Annotated in this window: 11 protein-coding genes and 1 tRNA gene; 5 read left to right on the top strand and 7 right to left on the bottom strand. The window is 68.9% G+C overall.

The features are described 5' to 3' along the window. The first annotated feature begins 125 nt into the window (after positions 1-125). Together ACTZWU_RS05735 and cbiB are read left to right on the top strand one after the other, a co-directional pair. On the top strand, positions 126-683 hold the full coding sequence (locus ACTZWU_RS05735) for a histidine phosphatase family protein (protein WP_444736387.1): 558 nt from the start codon (positions 126-128) through the stop codon (positions 681-683). Next, positions 683-1,594 (top strand): adenosylcobinamide-phosphate synthase CbiB, encoded by a 912-nt coding sequence (gene cbiB / locus ACTZWU_RS05730; RefSeq protein WP_444736386.1) that lies wholly within the window; start codon positions 683-685, stop codon positions 1,592-1,594. Before ACTZWU_RS05735 ends, cbiB begins: the two co-directional genes overlap by 1 nt. Here the strand turns inward: cbiB and ACTZWU_RS05725 are convergent. The 5 genes from ACTZWU_RS05725 to ACTZWU_RS05705 all read right to left on the bottom strand — a co-directional run bounded on the left by ACTZWU_RS05725 (position 1,591) and on the right by ACTZWU_RS05705 (position 9,878). Beyond that, positions 1,591-2,370, bottom strand: coding sequence for a transglutaminase-like domain-containing protein (locus ACTZWU_RS05725; protein WP_444736385.1), 780 nt, complete (start codon positions 2,368-2,370; stop codon positions 1,591-1,593). The two genes, cbiB and ACTZWU_RS05725, sit on opposite strands and share 4 nt — an antisense overlap. Positions 2,371-2,442: 72 nt before the next feature. After that, positions 2,443-3,579: a sensor histidine kinase gene (locus tag ACTZWU_RS05720; protein WP_444736384.1), complete on the bottom strand. Its 1,137-nt coding sequence runs from the start codon at positions 3,577-3,579 to the stop codon at positions 2,443-2,445. Between the two features lie 117 nt (positions 3,580-3,696). Continuing rightward, a complete protein-coding gene (locus ACTZWU_RS05715) occupies positions 3,697-4,938 on the bottom strand; it encodes an AGE family epimerase/isomerase (RefSeq protein ID WP_444736383.1) in 1,242 nt (413 codons plus the stop codon). 11 nt (positions 4,939-4,949) lie between these two features. Further along, positions 4,950-7,277 (bottom strand): Tex family protein, encoded by a 2,328-nt coding sequence (locus ACTZWU_RS05710; protein ID WP_444736382.1) that lies wholly within the window; start codon positions 7,275-7,277, stop codon positions 4,950-4,952. Between the two features lie 33 nt (positions 7,278-7,310). Continuing rightward, on the bottom strand, positions 7,311-9,878 hold the full coding sequence (locus ACTZWU_RS05705) for a cation:proton antiporter (protein WP_444736381.1): 2,568 nt from the start codon (positions 9,876-9,878) through the stop codon (positions 7,311-7,313). 139 nt (positions 9,879-10,017) lie between these two features. On the opposite strand from ACTZWU_RS05705, the gene ACTZWU_RS05700 reads away from it, so the two are divergent. After that, positions 10,018-11,091: an alkene reductase gene (locus tag ACTZWU_RS05700; protein WP_444736380.1), complete on the top strand. Its 1,074-nt coding sequence runs from the start codon at positions 10,018-10,020 to the stop codon at positions 11,089-11,091. Between the two features lie 66 nt (positions 11,092-11,157). On the opposite strand, the gene glnA is transcribed toward ACTZWU_RS05700, so the two are convergent. Then, entirely contained in the window at positions 11,158-12,564 is a 1,407-nt protein-coding gene (gene glnA, locus ACTZWU_RS05695; protein ID WP_444736379.1) for a type I glutamate--ammonia ligase, read from the bottom strand. 101 nt (positions 12,565-12,665) lie between these two features. Next, positions 12,666-13,004, bottom strand: coding sequence for a P-II family nitrogen regulator (locus tag ACTZWU_RS05690; protein ID WP_304616150.1), 339 nt, complete (start codon positions 13,002-13,004; stop codon positions 12,666-12,668). Positions 13,005-13,181: 177 nt separating this feature from the next. Between ACTZWU_RS05690 and ACTZWU_RS05685 the strand changes: the two genes are divergently transcribed. Both ACTZWU_RS05685 and ACTZWU_RS05680 read left to right on the top strand, forming a co-directional pair. Then, positions 13,182-14,705 (top strand): NAD(P)H-hydrate dehydratase, encoded by a 1,524-nt coding sequence (locus tag ACTZWU_RS05685; protein WP_444736378.1) that lies wholly within the window; start codon positions 13,182-13,184, stop codon positions 14,703-14,705. 47 nt (positions 14,706-14,752) lie between these two features. After that, a tRNA-Leu gene (locus tag ACTZWU_RS05680) sits at positions 14,753-14,837 on the top strand. Positions 14,838-14,859: the final 22 nt, after the last annotated feature.

Genomic DNA, 14,859 nt, shown 5'->3' with positions numbered 1-14,859 from the left:
ATAGCGCGTCCATCCCCTCCGCGTCAAGACCAGCCTGCATCCCGGTTCGGCCCGCGTCAATCGGCCCCGTCTTGCCCTTGCGCTGCGGTCGCCGCATGGTGCGCGCTGAAACCACGGGGGACCTGATGAGCCTGATGATCCTGCGCCATGCCCCGGCCCTGACCGGCGGGCTTGTCACCGGGCGGCGTGAGGTCGATGCCGATTGCGGCGACCGCGCGGCGCTGGCGCGCATGGCCGCGCGGATCGGGCGCCCGGCGCGGGTCTGGTGCAGCCCGGCGCGGCGCTGCCTGCAGACGGCCCAGGCGCTTGGCCTGTCGCCGGATCGCGTGCTTCCCGCGCTTCTGGAACAGGATCAGGGCCTGTGGGAGGGGCGGCCCCTGGCCGATCTGCCCGACCTTGGCCCCCTGCCCCCCGAGGCTCTGGCCCGCCACCGCCCCGAGGGCGGCGAGAGCTTTCTGGACATGGCCGCCCGCGTCCGCCCCGCGCTGGTCGAGGCCCCGCCCGGCACGCTGATCGTGGCCCATGCCGGAACCGTCCGCGCGGCGCTTGCGCTGGTCGTGGGGGCGCGGGCGCTGTCCTTTGCCGTCGCGCCCCTGTCGCTGACCATCCTGCACCGGATCGACCCCGAGGGCGCGGAATGGGCCGTCGAGGCCGTGAACCTGACCCTGCCCGAGGCCACCTGATGGCGATGATCGCGGCCATCGCGCTGCTGATCGACGCGCTGATCGGCTGGCCGCAGGCGCTTTATCGGCGTCTAGGCCATCCTGTGACGTGGCTCGGGCGGCTGATCGCGGCGCTGGACGGGGCGTTGAACAGGGGCCGCGCGCGGGGCGCCAAGGGCGCGCTAGCCGCGCTTATAGTGATCGCGGCTGCGGTCGTTCCGGCGGCTTTGCTGCAAATCTGGCTGGGGCCTTGGGCGGCGGCGATCCTGGCCTGGCCGCTGGTGGCGGCGCGCTCGCTGGATGACCACCTGCGCGCAGTGCTGCGCCCTCTGCGCCGAGGCGATCTGCCTGCAGCGCGGGCGGCGACCGCGATGATCGTGGGCCGCGACGTCACCCGCGCCGACAGCCCGACCCTGAGCCGCGCCAGCATTGAAAGCCTCGCTGAAAACGCCAGCGACGGCGTGATCGCGCCCTTGTTCTGGGCCGCCATCGGGGGCTTGCCGGGGATCGCGGCCTACAAGGCGATCAACACGCTGGACAGCATGATCGGCCACCGCACGCCCCGGCACGAAGCGTTCGGCGCCTTTGCCGCAAGGCTGGACGATGTGGCGAACCTGATCCCCGCGCGACTGACGGCGTGCCTGCTTGCGCTGGCGGCAGGGCGGCGGGCGCGCACGGCGGCGGGGGTGGCGCTGCGCGATGCCTCGGCGCATCGCTCGCCCAATGCGGGCTGGCCCGAGGCCGCGATGGCGGGCGCGCTTGGCATCCGCCTGTCGGGACCGCGCGTCTATGCCGGCCGGGTCGCAGAAGAGCCCTGGCTGAACGCGGGCGCCCGCGATCCGGGGGCCGATGATCTGGCCGCCGCGATCAGGCTTTATCGTCGCGCCGTGGCGCTTTTCGGGCTGGTGCTGATCGCGGCTTGGGCGGTCTAGAGGATCTGGCGGACCTGCACGCTCTGCGCGGTCATGCTGGCGGGCGTGATCGTGGTCAGGAAGGCCACGTCCACGGCGTCGCGCCCGACGGCCACCAGCGCCATCTGGTCGGGCCGGGCCATGCCGGTCGGATCGACCAGATGCCACGCACCGTCCAGATAGACCTGCACCACGGCGTGGAAATCCTGCGGCTTGACGCTGTGGGCATAGACGCTGGCGATGCGCGCGGGCACCTGCCCCGCGCGGCAGAGCGCGATCAGCAGATGCGCATAGTCGCGGCAGACGCCCTGCCGCTGAACGAAGGTATCCGTCGCCGTCGTGTCCGCGCTGCTGGCGCCCGGAACATAGGCCAGCGCGCCCTGCACCCATTCCGCCAGAGCCGCGACCAGAGGGCCGCCCGACAACCCGCCGAACCGCGCGCCGACATAGGCCAGAAACCGGATCGGATCGCAGTAGCGCGAGGGCATCAGCGCGCGCAAGGCCTCGGCGGGCAGGTCCTCGACCGGCAGCGCGGCAAGGCGCGACAGATCCGGCGCGGGCCGGTCGATACTGAGATCGGCCCGATAGCGGCAGATCAGCCGTTCGGGCACATGCAGCGCCATCTTGCGACCCACGCCCTCGTCACCCGGCACCAGACGCGGCGACAGCGCCGGGTCCAACCGCAGATCCGAGCGCAGGACCTGCTGGCAAGGGGTCTCGGCGGCCTCGATCGACAGGATCGCGGCTCCGGGCGCGGCAAGGCGATAGTCCAGATCGACCTCGATCGTCATGCGCATGATACTTGTCCCGTGATCGGCCCGAAGGCCATGAAATCCGCAAGGGGGCCGTTCGTTCCCGGCGGGCCCTGTTCAGCCCGCAGCGCCATCCATCCGGGCCGAGGGCGGGTTCAACAGCAGCGCGAAGCGCGCCCCGCCCTGATCCGAGGCCCCGGCGCTGATGCTGCCGCCCAGCTGGCTGGCATAGATCGAACAGATCTGCATGCCAAGGCCCGTCCCTGCCGCTGGATCGAAGCCCTCGGGCAGGCCCGGCCCGTCATCCTCGACCACCAGCGACAGCCCCTCGGGCGTCTGCGCCATGCTCAGCCGGATCACCGGCGCATGGCCCGGCTTGCCCCCATGGCGCACTGCATTGGCGATCAGTTCGGCCAGGATCTGCCCGATCGCCGCCGCATCCGAGGGTGCGATCCGCACAGGCGGCATCGGCGACAGATCCACCTGCGCCCCAAGGGCGCCGCCGATGTCGCGGGCCAGCTGGCCGATGTAGTCGGGCAGCGCGATCAGGCTGGAGCCGGGGTCCAGGTGCAATTGCTCATGCACCCGCGCAAGCGTCGAGATGCGGTTCGCCGCATCCTCCAGCGCGATCCCCGCAGCATCGCCCCGATGTCCGCGCGCCTGCATCCTGAGCAGCGCGATCACGGCGGCAAAGCTGTTCTTGACGCGGTGGTCGATCTCGCCCAGCAGCACTTTCTGCCGGGCAAGCGCCTCGTCCTTCTGGGCAACCTCGTCGGCCAGAAGGCGGGCTTGTTCCTCAAGCTGGCGGCGGGCTTCGACCATGTCGGTCACATCGCGCGAGACCGACAGGATGCGTTCCACGACGCCGCGACCGTTGCGCACAGGCGAGACCGTCACCTGCCACCAGCGCGGCGTGCCGCGCGCCGTCGGGCAGAACGCCTCGAACCGGGTCACGCGCCCCTCGCGGGCATCGCGGATCGCCGCGTTCAGCACCTGCCGGTTCTCGTCCGGCCAAAGCTCGGGCCAGGGGCGGTCGGCCACCTGCGCGAAATCCTCGATCTCCATCACGCAGAGCCCGTTGGGGTTCATGTAGCTGAGGCTGCCGTCCAGCTCGATCAGCTTGATGCAGTCGGGGCTGCCATCGAGGATCGACAGCGCGAGACCGTTCTCGACCCCCGCCAACAGCCGGGCCGCGCGTTGGGCGGGGTCCGTCGCGGCAGAGGCAAGGGGCGGCACGGGCGCGTCAGGGCACATGGTTCGGACCGATCTGTTCACGGAGGGCGTCAGGGGCGGCGCTTGGCCAGGTCAGGCGGGATGCGAAGGCTTGGCAGGATCGGCGCCGCCGGTCAAGCCGTGTGACATCACGTCATGTCACGCCAGCGCGCGTGCCTGCCCCAGCCCGGCCGCGATCCGCGACAGGTCCGGCACCAGCGGGAACAGATCGGCCTGAAGCGCGTGATAAAGGTCGGGCTTGCCGGGAAACTGCGTCTCGGTCGGGCGATTGTCGGGGCCAAGCTCGTGCCACCAGCCGCCCTGTTCGTGATCGACCAGATGGCGGGCGGCATGATCCCAGAGGCGGCGATACCAGACCTCGTCCCCCGGCATCGGGTCCAGCTTGATCAGAGAGGCGACCGCGCCGATCGCCTCGGTCACGGGCCACCAGTAGCGGGCCGGGTTGTCCACCGCGCCAGTCCCAAGCGCCAGCGTATAGGCCAGCCCGCCAGCGGCTTCGTTCCAGCCGCCCGCCAGAGCGGCTTCGGTCAGGGCGCGGGCCATGGCGGGGCTGCCGTCATCGGGGCGGCCCGCCAGATCCCACCATTGCAAGAGAAGCCGCGCCATCTCGACGCTGTGGCCGGGCGTCGTGCCTGCGGGACGAAAGACCGGGTTGCCCGCATAGGTCGCATCGACGCGCCAGTCCTGATCGTAATGTTCGGGGATGCGCCAGCCATGCGCGCGCGCCTGCCCGTCGATGAAAAAGCGCAGGATGCGGCCCGCGCGGTCCAGATAGAGGGCTTCTCCGGTGGCTTCATACGCGGCCAGCAGCGCCTCGGCGCCGTGCATGTTGGCATTCATGCCGCGATAGGTCGAAAAGGGCTGCCAGTCGCGGGTGAATTCGTCGCGGAAAAGGCCCGCGGTTTCGTCCCAGTAATGGCGGTCCAGCACATCCGCCACATCGGCCAGCAGGCGGTCGGCACCGGGATGCCCGGCCAGTTTCGCGCTGGAAGCCGCCAGCAGGACAAAGACCTGCCCATAGGCCAGCTTGGTGCCATCGGCGATGCTGTCGCCCTCCAGCCCCCACAGATAGCCGCCGTGATCCGCGTCGCGGTGACGCCGCCACAGGTAATCCATCCCCTGATCCACGATCCCCGCCCGGTCGGGCCGCCCGGCAACATGCGCCAGTGCATAGGAATGCACCAGTCGCGTCGTCGTGTGCAGTTCCTGCAGATCGGTCGCGCGCGGCCTGCCCTGCCCGTCCAGCAGGTGAAAGCCGCCGCCCGCCCGGGGGCTGGCATCGAAGAAATCCAGCGCCCGGCGCGCATCCGCCACCAGAAAGGCCCGGTGCGCGGGATCGTCCAGCCAGAGGCCCTGAAAGCCCGGATCGCCTGCCTGCATCGCGCCCTCCATCAGCGTTTGCGGAACGCGTCGGCCAGGGCCGCGCCGAACGCGCCCTGAGACGCGCCCTTTGGTCCGGCCTGCATCTGGCGCGGCTTGGCGGGGCCACGATCCTGCCGGTCGCCGCGTGGGCCTTTCGGGGCGGGTTCGGCGCCCTCTTTCCGCATGGTCAGCCCGATGCGCTTGCGGGCCACGTCAACCTCGGTCACGCGGACGCGGACGACGTCGCCCGCCTTGACGACCTCGTGGGGGTCTTTCACGAAACGGTCGGCTAGCTGGCTGACATGGACCAGCCCGTCCTGATGGACACCGATATCCACGAAGGCCCCGAAGGCCGCGACATTGGTCACGGTGCCTTCCAGCGACATGCCGGGGCGCAGGTCCTTGATATCCTCGACACCCTCGGCGAAGCTGGCCGTGACAAAACCGGGGCGCGGGTCGCGGCCGGGCTTTTCCAGTTCCGCCATGATGTCGCGCACGGTGGGCAGGCCGAAATCATCGGTCACGAAATCGGCCGCGTTCAGCCGCTTCAGCGCCGCCGCATCGCCCATCAGCGCGCGCAGGTCGCGCCCGCAAGAGGCCACGATCTTGCGCGCCACGCCGTAAGCCTCGGGGTGGACAGCCGAGGCGTCCAGCGGCTCGTCCCCCTCGCGGATGCGCAGGAAGCCCGCGCATTGCTGGAAGGCCTTCGGCCCCAGCCCCGCGACCTTTTTCAGCCCCGCGCGCGATCGGAACGCGCCCGAGGCATCGCGATGCGCGACGATGGCCTGCGCCAGGGACGGCCCCAGCCCCGCCACATGCGCCAGAAGCGGCGCCGAGGCGGTGTTCAGGTCCACGCCCACCGCGTTCACCGCATCCTCGACCACGGCCTCCAGCGATTTTGCAAGCTGGCGCTGGTCCACGTCGTGCTGATACTGGCCCACGCCGATGGATTGCGGCGGCACCTTGACCAGTTCCGCCAGCGGGTCCTGCAAGCGCCGGGCGATGCTGACCGCACCGCGCAGGCTGACATCCAGATCCGGAAATTCCCGCGCCGCCAGTTCGGATGCCGAATAGACCGAGGCCCCGGCCTCGGAGACCACCACCCGCGTCGGCGCCTTGACGCCCTTGGGCAGGCGCTTCAGCACCTCGGCCACCAGACGTTCGCTTTCGCGGCTGGCGGTGCCGTTGCCGATGGCGACCAGTTCGACCCCGTGTTTCGCGATCAGCGCCAGCAGCGTGGCCTCGGCCCCGCGCAGGTCGTTCTTGGGCTGAAACGGATAGATCGTCGCCGTATCGACCAGCTTGCCGGTCGCGTCCACCACGGCGATCTTGCAGCCCGTGCGGATGCCGGGATCAAGACCAAGCGTCGGGCGCGGCCCGGCGGGGGCGGCCAGCAGCAGGTCGCGCAGGTTGCGGGCAAAGACCTGGATCGCCTCGGCATGGGCGCGCTGGCGCAGTTCGGTCAGAAGGTCGATATACATGCCGTTCGACAGCTTGACGCGCCAGGCCCAGCCCGCCGCCGCGCGCAGCCAATCCGCGCCCGGTCCCTGCCCCACGGGGCCAAGGGCCTGCGCCACGATCCCCTCGGCGCGCGCGGCGCCGGTCTCGGGGTCGGGCGCGATCTCGATGGTCACGACCTCTTCCTTGGCGGCACGCAGGATCGCCAGCGCGCGATGGCCGGGAATGGTCGCCCAGGCCTCGCGGTGATCGAAGTAATCGCTGAACTTGGCGCCGCTTTCCTCCTTGCCCGCCATGACACGGGCCGAGATCACGCCCTCGCGCCGCATGAAATCACGCAGGCGGCCCAGCAGATCGGCATTCTCGGACAATTCCTCGACCAGAATGTCGCGTGCGCCCTCCAGCGCGGCCTTGGGCGTCTCGACCGGGCCTTGCACATAGGCGGGGGCCAGCGCCTCGGGATTGGCGGCAGGATCGGCCTGGATCGCGCGCAGAAGCGGCTCCAGCCCGTTTTCGCGGGCGATCATCGCCTTGGTGCGGCGCTTGGGCTTGAAGGGCAGATAGATGTCCTCAAGCGCGGCCTTGGTCTCGGCCACGGCGATCTTGCGGGCCAGATCGTCGGTCAGCTTGCCCTGCTCGCGGATCGAGCCGAGGATCGCCGCGCGCCGCGCCTCCATCTCGCGCAGATAGGTCAGGCGGTCGGACAGCGTGCGCAGCTGCGTGTCGTCCAGCCCGCCCGTCGCCTCCTTGCGGTAGCGGGCGACAAAGGGAACGGTCGCGCCGCCGTCCAGCAGATCGGAGGCCGCCGTGACCTGCGCGGGGCTTGCGCCGATCTCGGTCGCGATCTGGCGGGCGATGCGGGCGGCAATCTGGGCGGCGGTCTGGGCGGCTGCGTCCATGGGAACCCCTTGTCTCTGGTCTGGATCGCCTGTCTAGCGGGTGACGCCCGCCTCGCCAAGCGGCTCGGAGGGCGCGGGCGGATCGTCCAGCCGGAATTCGGGAAGGCGCAGCACTTCGCCCGCCGAGGCCTTGCCCACCACGCTGTCGCGCACCGCGCGCCTGAGTGCAGGGGACCGTTTCAGCAACCGCCGGAACCCGGTCTCGTCCAGCATCAGCAGGGTCGAGGGCGTGATCGCGCGCACCTCGGCCCGGCGGATGCGGCCGGTCAGCACGCCCATCTGGCCGAACATCTCGCCCCGGCCCAGACGGGTGATCTGGCCCGCGACCTCTTGTTCGACCGCGCCCGAAGCCACGAAGAACACGCTGCGCGCGGGCGTGTCCTTGCGGGTGATGATCTGCCCCGCGTTCACATAGCGCGTCCGCAACTGGCGGCTGAGGCGCCTGAGTTCGCCATCATCCAGATCCGAGAACAGCGGAAAGACCCGCGCCAGCTCGTCCTTGCGCAGGGCAAGGTCGAGGGGCGGACGCGTCTCGGTCTGGGCGCGGCGGCGCAGGATGTCGGCGATCAGCTCGGTATGGACCTCGGCGCCGATCAGCCCGTCCTCGCGCATGGCGTTGTATTCGCGTTCCTCCAGCCGCAGGGCCGTGCGGCGGATGAAGCGGCGCTCAAGCTCCTCGGCATAGCCGGGATATTGCAGGCGCAGACCGTCCAACGCGGTATCCACGGCCTCGATCCGGCGGTTGAGCAATTCGTGCAGCAACTCGGCCACGCGGCGGCCATGGATGCGGCGGATGCGGCGGTCGATGAAGCCGTGCAGGTCGCGCAGGATCAGCCGCTTGGCCAGAAGCATCTCGAACCGGTCGGCGGTCATGCGGGCCAGCGGGCCGGATATGCCCAGCCGGTTGCGCAGAAAGGCCGCCAGCCGGAAGGCGGGACCATAGCTCAGCGACCCCCGCGCCGCGCGCTGATAGCCGGTGCGGCCGCCCTGGCGCGCGCCCTCGATCACGCGGTCGGCGTCGAACAGCGCCTGTTCTGACAGCCGGGCCGAAATCGCGCGTTCGCGCACGCGCTGCAGGATCGCCTCGCGTTCATGGCCCGCCAGCGCGATCAGGCCAAGCGTGATGCGGTCGCGGTCGAGGATCTCGGCATTGTGCTCGGCCTCGGCGCGTTCGACGGCCTGATCCAGCCGGCCGGCGAAGCGCTTGGCCTCGGAGCGGACGGTCTCGCGCGGCAGGTCGTATTTCTCGGTCGTGGTGGCGACCTCTTCGCGCACCGTCTGAAGCGCCACGGCGACGACCTGATTGGACAGCGCCCGATCCAGAGGCGACAGCCGGTCCAGCCCCAGCAGGCTGATGACCCAACGCAGCGTCGTCCCCTGCACCAGCAGCGTGAACAGCGCATAGCCCGTGGCCAGGATGCCGACCAGACGCTTGGTCTCGACCGGGACGCGCAGGCTTTCCGTCACCGCCAGCGCCAGCGCCAGTGTGACCGCGCCGCGCAGGCCGCCCCACATGATCGCCACGCGGTAAGGCCGCTCGATCCGGGGCGACAGGCGCAGCGCCCCCAGCAGCGGCAGAAGCCCCCACAGGATCATCGCCCGCGCCGCGAAGGCGGCCACGACCACCACCCCCACCAGCGCCAGATCGCCCGCCCGCAGATCGCCCAGAAGGCGCGGGATCAGCAGCGCGGCCAGAATGAAGATCAGCGCCCCCGCCCAATGCGCCAGAAGGCGCCAGACCTCGCGCAGGTTCACCCAGAAGGCAGGCGCCAGCCGCCCCGGCCCCATCAGGTTCAAGGTCAGCGCTGCCGCCACCACCGCGATCACGCCGGACGCGCCCAGAAGCCGTTCGGCCCCGATGTAAGCCAGATAGGGCACCGCGACCGAAACCGAGATCTGCGCCATCTCGAAACGCTGGAACAGCGTCATCAGGATCAGCGCGATGCGCGCGATCAGCCAGCCCACAAGGGCGCCGCCCAGGATCAGTTGCGGGACCTGCGCCAGCGCATCCGACAGGCGGGGATTGGGCACGCCCAGCATGACGAAGCCCATGAACAGCCCGAACAGCGCAATGGCGGCGGCGTCGTTCAGAAGGCTCTCGCCCTCGACGATGCGCGCCAGCCTGCGCGGCGCCGAGATCGAGCGGAAGATGCTGACCACCGCCGAAGGGTCCGTGGTCGAGACGATCGCGCCGACCAGCAGGCAGACCATCAGCGGCAGCCCGCTGACCCAGGCCAGCGAATAGCCGATGGTCAGCGTCGCCACCACGACCGCCACCACGGCCAGCGTCAGGATCGGCACCCAGTCGTCCAGCATCCGCCGGACGTTCATCTCCAGCGTGGCCTGGAAGATCAGCGTGGGCAGAAAGACATAGAGAAAGACGTTCGACCGGATCGGCAGCGCCAGGATCGTCTCGGCCACGGGGTTGAGGACATTGGTGTAATCAGTGCTGAGCAGAAAGATCGCCCCGCCCCCGATCAGCATTCCCAAAAGCGCCAGTATCACGCTGAAGGGCAGCGCAAGACGGTCCGCGACCGGCTCAGCCGCTGCGATCAGCAGGAACAGAAGCGCCGTGAAGGTGGTCAGGAGAACAAGATCCATGGTCGTTCGATAACGCCAGAAGTGGCGCGCAGGAACAAGGGTCACGGTAAAGTTCGTGCGACTTTTCACGCCCTTGAAACCCGGCCTGCCGACGAACAGTTGTTGGCGCGGGCGCAGCTCTGCCCGACAAGTCGAAAGGATGCCGATGCCGACCCTCTTTGATCCCGTGACCATGGGCGCCGTCACGCTGCGAAACCGCATCGTCATGGCGCCCCTGACACGCGCCCGCGCCGGAGACAGCCGCCTGCCCAATGCGCTGATGGCCGAATATTACGCGCAGCGCGCAAGCGCCGGGCTGATCCTGTCCGAGGCCACCAGCGTCACGCCCATGGGCGTCGGCTACGAGGCCACGCCCGGCATCTGGTCGGACGCGCAGGTCGAGGGCTGGGCCCAGGTCACGCGCGCCGTGCATGAACGCGGCGGGCTGATCTTTCTGCAGCTCTGGCATGTGGGGCGCATCTCGGACCCCGAGCTTCTGGACGGCGCCCTGCCCGTCGCGCCCTCGGCCATCGCGCCCGCCGGTCATGTCAGCCTTTTGCGGCCCAAGCGGCCCTATGTGACGCCCCGTGCGCTGGAAACCAACGAGATCGCCGGCATCGTCGAGGCCTATGCCGAGGCCACCCGCCGCGCCCGCCATGCCGGGTTCGACGGGGTCGAGATCCACGGCGCGAACGGCTACCTGATCGACCAGTTCCTGCAGGACCGCAGCAACCGCCGCACCGACCGCTATGGCGGCAGCATCGAGAACCGCACGCGTTTGCTGTGCGAGATCACGGATGCGGTGATCGGGGCATGGTCGGCGGACCGGGTGGGTCTGCACCTGTCGCCGCGCGGCGACAGCCACGACATGGGCGACAGCGATCCGCATGCGCTGTTCACCCATGTCGCCCGGCAGATGGGCGCACGGGGTCTGGCCTTCCTGTTCCTGCGCGAACATCCCGGCCCCGACAGCCTGCTGCCCGCGATCCGCGCGGCCTTTGGCGGGCCGGTCATCGCGAATGAGGGGCTGACCCGCGAGATGGCGCAGAGCCTGCTGGCCGAGGATCGCGCCGATGCGGTCAGCTTCGGGCGCGACTTCATCGCCACGCCCGATCTGGTCGAACGGCTGCGCCGCGACCTGCCGCTGAACGAACAGGACCCCTCGACCTTCTACCGGGGCGGCGCGGCGGGCTATACCGATTATCCGGTCTCAACCGGCATCGCCGCCGAGTAAGCCCTTGGCCGGACAAAAGAAAAGGGCGCCTTGCGGCGCCCTTTCCACGATCACTGTCCCGGCATCTCAGCAGCTGTAATACATCGCGTATTCAACGGGGTGCGGGGTATGCTCGTAGGCATAGACCTCTTCCCATTTCAGGGCGATGTAGCCCTCCAGCTGGTCACGGGTGAAGACATCGCCCGCCAGCAGGAAGTCCATGTCCTTCTCCAGCTCCTCCAGCGCCTCGCGCAGCGAGCCGCAGACGGTCGGGATCTCGGCCAGTTCTTCCGGCGGAAGGTCGTAGAGATCCTTGTCGGATGCCGCGCCCGGGTCGATCTTGTTCTTGATCCCGTCCAGACCCGCCATCAGCAGCGCCGCAAAGCACAGATAGGGGTTGGCCGAGGGATCGGGGAAACGGGCCTCGACGCGCTTGGCCTTGGGCGATTCCGTCCACGGAATACGGACGCAGCCCGAGCGGTTGCGGGCCGAATAGGCGCGCAGCACGGGGGCCTCGAAGCCCGGGATCAGACGCTTATAGCTGTTGGTCGAGGGGTTGGTCAGCGCGTTCAGCGCCTTGGCGTGCTTCAGGATGCCGCCGATGAAATACAGCGCCTCTTGCGACAGGTCGGCATATTTGTCGCCCGCGAAAAGCGGCTTGCCGTCCTTCCAGATCGACATGTTGACGTGCATCCCCGAGCCGTTGTCGCCCTTCATGGGCTTGGGCATGAAGGTCACCGACTTGCCATAGGCATGGGCGACGTTGTGGATGACGTACTTGTATTTCTGGATGTTGTCGGCCTGTTCGACCAGACCGCCGAAGATCAGGCCCAGCTCGTGCTGCGCGCTGGCGACCTCGTGGTGGTGCTTGTCGACCTTCATCCCCATGCGCTTCATGGTGGACAGCATCTCGCCGCGGATGTCCTGGCCGGCGTCGATCGGGTTCACCGGGAAGTAGCCGCCCTTGTGGGCCGCACGGTGAGCCTGGTTGCCCATCTCGTATTCGGTGTCGGTGTTCCAGGCGGCGTCAACGGCGTCGATCTGATAGGACACCTTCTGCGGCGTGACCGAATAGCGCACGTCGTCGAAGATGAAGAACTCGGCCTCGGGGCCGAAATAGGCCACGTCACCGATGCCGGTCGATTTCAGATAGGCCTCGGCCTTGGCGGCGGTCCCGCGCGGGTCGCGGCTATAGGCTTCGCCGGTATCGGGCTCGACCACGTTGCAATGCACACAGAGCGTCTTTTCGGCGTAGAACGGATCGATATAGACCGAAGCCGGATCGGGGATCAGTTTCATGTCCGACTGGTCGATCGACTTCCAGCCCGCGATCGAGCTGCCGTCGAACATGAAGCCTTCCTCGAAGAAGTCCTCGTCCACCAGATCGCGGTCCAGCGTCACGTGCTGAAGCTTGCCCTTGGGATCGGTGAAGCGAACGTCGACATAGGCGACATCCTCGTCCTGGATCAGCTTCAAGACATCCTTGGTTTCCATCTCTTCCCTTTCTTCGTGGTAACGGCCCGGCGGCCATGGCCGGCCGGGCGCGGAAGTCCTGTTGGAACTGGTTCTTTGTTTTTTGTATGAGGTCGCGCGGATCAGACGGCGTCGTCGCCGGTCTCGCCTGTGCGGATGCGGATCGCCTGTTCGACGGGCAGGACGAAGATCTTGCCGTCGCCGATCTTTTCGGTCCGGGCGGCGCTGACGATGGCGTCGATGGCGGCGTCAACCTGATCGTCGGGCAGGACCATCTCGATCTTCACCTTGGGCAGGAAATCGACAACATACTCGGCGCCGCGATACAGTTCGGTGTGACCCTTCTGGCGGCCGAAGCCCTTGACCTCGGTCACGGACAGGCCCTGAACGCCAACCTCTTGCAGCGCCTCTTTGACATCGTCGAGCTTGAACGGCTTGATGATCGCCTCGATCTTCTTCATCGCAATTGATCCTTCCTCGCGGCTTGCCTTGAGGACTGCTTGGCGGGTTTCCGGCGCCGGGTAAATGTGGCAGCCTGTTTTGACCGTCGCTGAAATGCGTTGCCCGGGGTAGATGCACAATAATTGACCATGCAGCACAAATATCGGGCAAAACTGGTGCCAGACTGCACGGAAGTCATGAACGCCGCCCAAACGCGCGCCATGGAATCCGACGCGATCGCGTGCGGGCAGGCCTCTGCGCGGGGCCTCATGGCCTCTGCCGGGGCGGCGGTCATGGCCGCGATTCTGGAAGCATGGCCGGAATTCCGGGACGCCCGCCCCCATGATCCAAGACGCGCCATCGTGCTGTGCGGGCCGGGCAACAACGGGGGCGACGGCTTCGTCATCGCGCGGCATCTGGCCGAACACGGCTGGCGGGTGCGGGTCCTTTTCTGCGGCGAGGCGGCGCGTCTTTCGCCCGAGGCCCGCGCGGCCCATGACGCATGGTGTCGGCTGGCCGAAGCGCACCCCGTGGATCTTGCCGATCCCGGCCCTGTCGAGGGCGCGGAGCTTCTGGTCGATGCGCTGTTCGGCTTCGGCCTCTCGCGGCCCGTCACGGAACATCAGCCGCTGCTCACCGCCCTTGGCCGCGCGAGGGACGAGGGCAGGATCACCGCCTCGGTCGCGGTCGATCTGCCAAGCGGGCTTTGCACCGATAGCGGGCGGGCGCTGGTTGCTCCGGGCGGCAGGCTGATCCCCGCTGACCTGACCGTCAGCTTTCACAGCCTGAAGCCGGGTCATCTGCTGGCCGACGGCCCGGCTTTGTGCGGGTGGGTCGTGGTGGCCGATCTGGGTCTTGCGCTACCCGCCACGGCGATCCGGCGCAGCCTGTGGCGGGGGCGGCCCGCGGCCCTGCATCTGGCCAAGGCACCGGGCGCGCACAAATACGATCACGGACATGCGGTTGTTGTGGCGGGCGCGCCGGGCGCAGGGGGTGCTGCGCGTCTGGCGGCGCGGGCAGCCCTGCGCGTGGGCGCGGGCCTTGTGACGCTTGCGCCGCCCGACGCCGCGATGCCCGAACATGCCCGCCCGCCCGACGCGCTGATGCGCCGCCCCGTGGACGACGCCACGGCTCTGGCCGAGTGGCTGTCGGACGGGCGCATCCGCGCGCTGTGTCTGGGGCCGGGCTGCGGCATCGCGCGGGCCGAGGCGCTGCTGCCCGCAGCTTTGGATTGGGGCGGGACACTGGTCCTGGACGCCGATGCGATCACGGCTCTGGCCTCGCGCGCAGAGCTTCGGGCGAAGCTGCACCCGGGCTGCGTCCTGACCCCGCATGGCGGCGAATTCGCGCGGCTCTGCCCTGATCTCGCCACGCGGCTGACTGATCCGACGGCACCCTTGTCGCGGCTGGAGGCCGCGCGGCAAGCCGCCCGGGTTCTGGGCGCGACGATCCTGCTGAAAGGGCCTGACACGATCATCGCAACGCACGATCAGGCGATCATCCATTCGCGGCTCGATCTGGGCTGGCTGGCCACGGCGGGCGCGGGCGATGTTCTGGCCGGGCTGATCACCGGTCTTCTGGCGCGCGGTCGCCCCGCGGCTGATGCCTGCGAGGCCGCCGTGCTGCTGCATGCCGAGGCCGCCCATCGCATCGGCCCCGGCCTCATTGCCGACGACCTGCCCGAGGCCCTGCCCGCGATCCTGCGCGATCTGGAAGGGTGATTTTCCCCCTCGCCCCCGCTTACGGGCTTTGCTAAGAGAGCGCCGATGCGGGTGTGGCGAAATTGGCAGACGCACCAGATTTAGGTTCTGGCGCCGCAAGGCGTGGGGGTTCAAGTCCCTCCACCCGCACCACCATCCCTAAGCCGCGATGCCG

Origin of the sequence: Paracoccus sp. NSM (genome assembly GCF_052379855.1) — a bacterium.
In the GTDB taxonomy this organism is placed as follows: domain Bacteria; phylum Pseudomonadota; class Alphaproteobacteria; order Rhodobacterales; family Rhodobacteraceae; genus Paracoccus.
The sequence above is the reverse complement of the archived record's forward strand: the minus strand, read 5'-3'. Positions and strand labels throughout refer to the sequence as shown.

Bases quoted from the DNA above. Each gene is read 5' to 3' on its own strand.
- ACTZWU_RS05735 (WP_444736387.1), top strand. From the start codon at position 126: ATGAGCCTGATGATCCTGCGCCATGCCCCGGCCCTGACCGGCGGGCTT.
- cbiB (WP_444736386.1), top strand. From the start codon at position 683: ATGGCGATGATCGCGGCCATCGCGCTGCTGATCGACGCGCTGATCGGC.
- ACTZWU_RS05725 (WP_444736385.1), bottom strand. From the start codon at position 2,370: ATGCGCATGACGATCGAGGTCGATCTGGACTATCGCCTTGCCGCGCCC.
- ACTZWU_RS05720 (WP_444736384.1), bottom strand. From the start codon at position 3,579: ATGTGCCCTGACGCGCCCGTGCCGCCCCTTGCCTCTGCCGCGACGGAC.
- ACTZWU_RS05715 (WP_444736383.1), bottom strand. From the start codon at position 4,938: ATGCAGGCAGGCGATCCGGGCTTTCAGGGCCTCTGGCTGGACGATCCC.
- ACTZWU_RS05710 (WP_444736382.1), bottom strand. From the start codon at position 7,277: ATGGACGCAGCCGCCCAGACCGCCGCCCAGATTGCCGCCCGCATCGCC.
- ACTZWU_RS05705 (WP_444736381.1), bottom strand. From the start codon at position 9,878: ATGGATCTTGTTCTCCTGACCACCTTCACGGCGCTTCTGTTCCTGCTG.
- ACTZWU_RS05700 (WP_444736380.1), top strand. From the start codon at position 10,018: ATGCCGATGCCGACCCTCTTTGATCCCGTGACCATGGGCGCCGTCACG.
- glnA (WP_444736379.1), bottom strand. From the start codon at position 12,564: ATGGAAACCAAGGATGTCTTGAAGCTGATCCAGGACGAGGATGTCGCC.
- ACTZWU_RS05690 (WP_304616150.1), bottom strand. From the start codon at position 13,004: ATGAAGAAGATCGAGGCGATCATCAAGCCGTTCAAGCTCGACGATGTC.
- ACTZWU_RS05685 (WP_444736378.1), top strand. From the start codon at position 13,182: ATGAACGCCGCCCAAACGCGCGCCATGGAATCCGACGCGATCGCGTGC.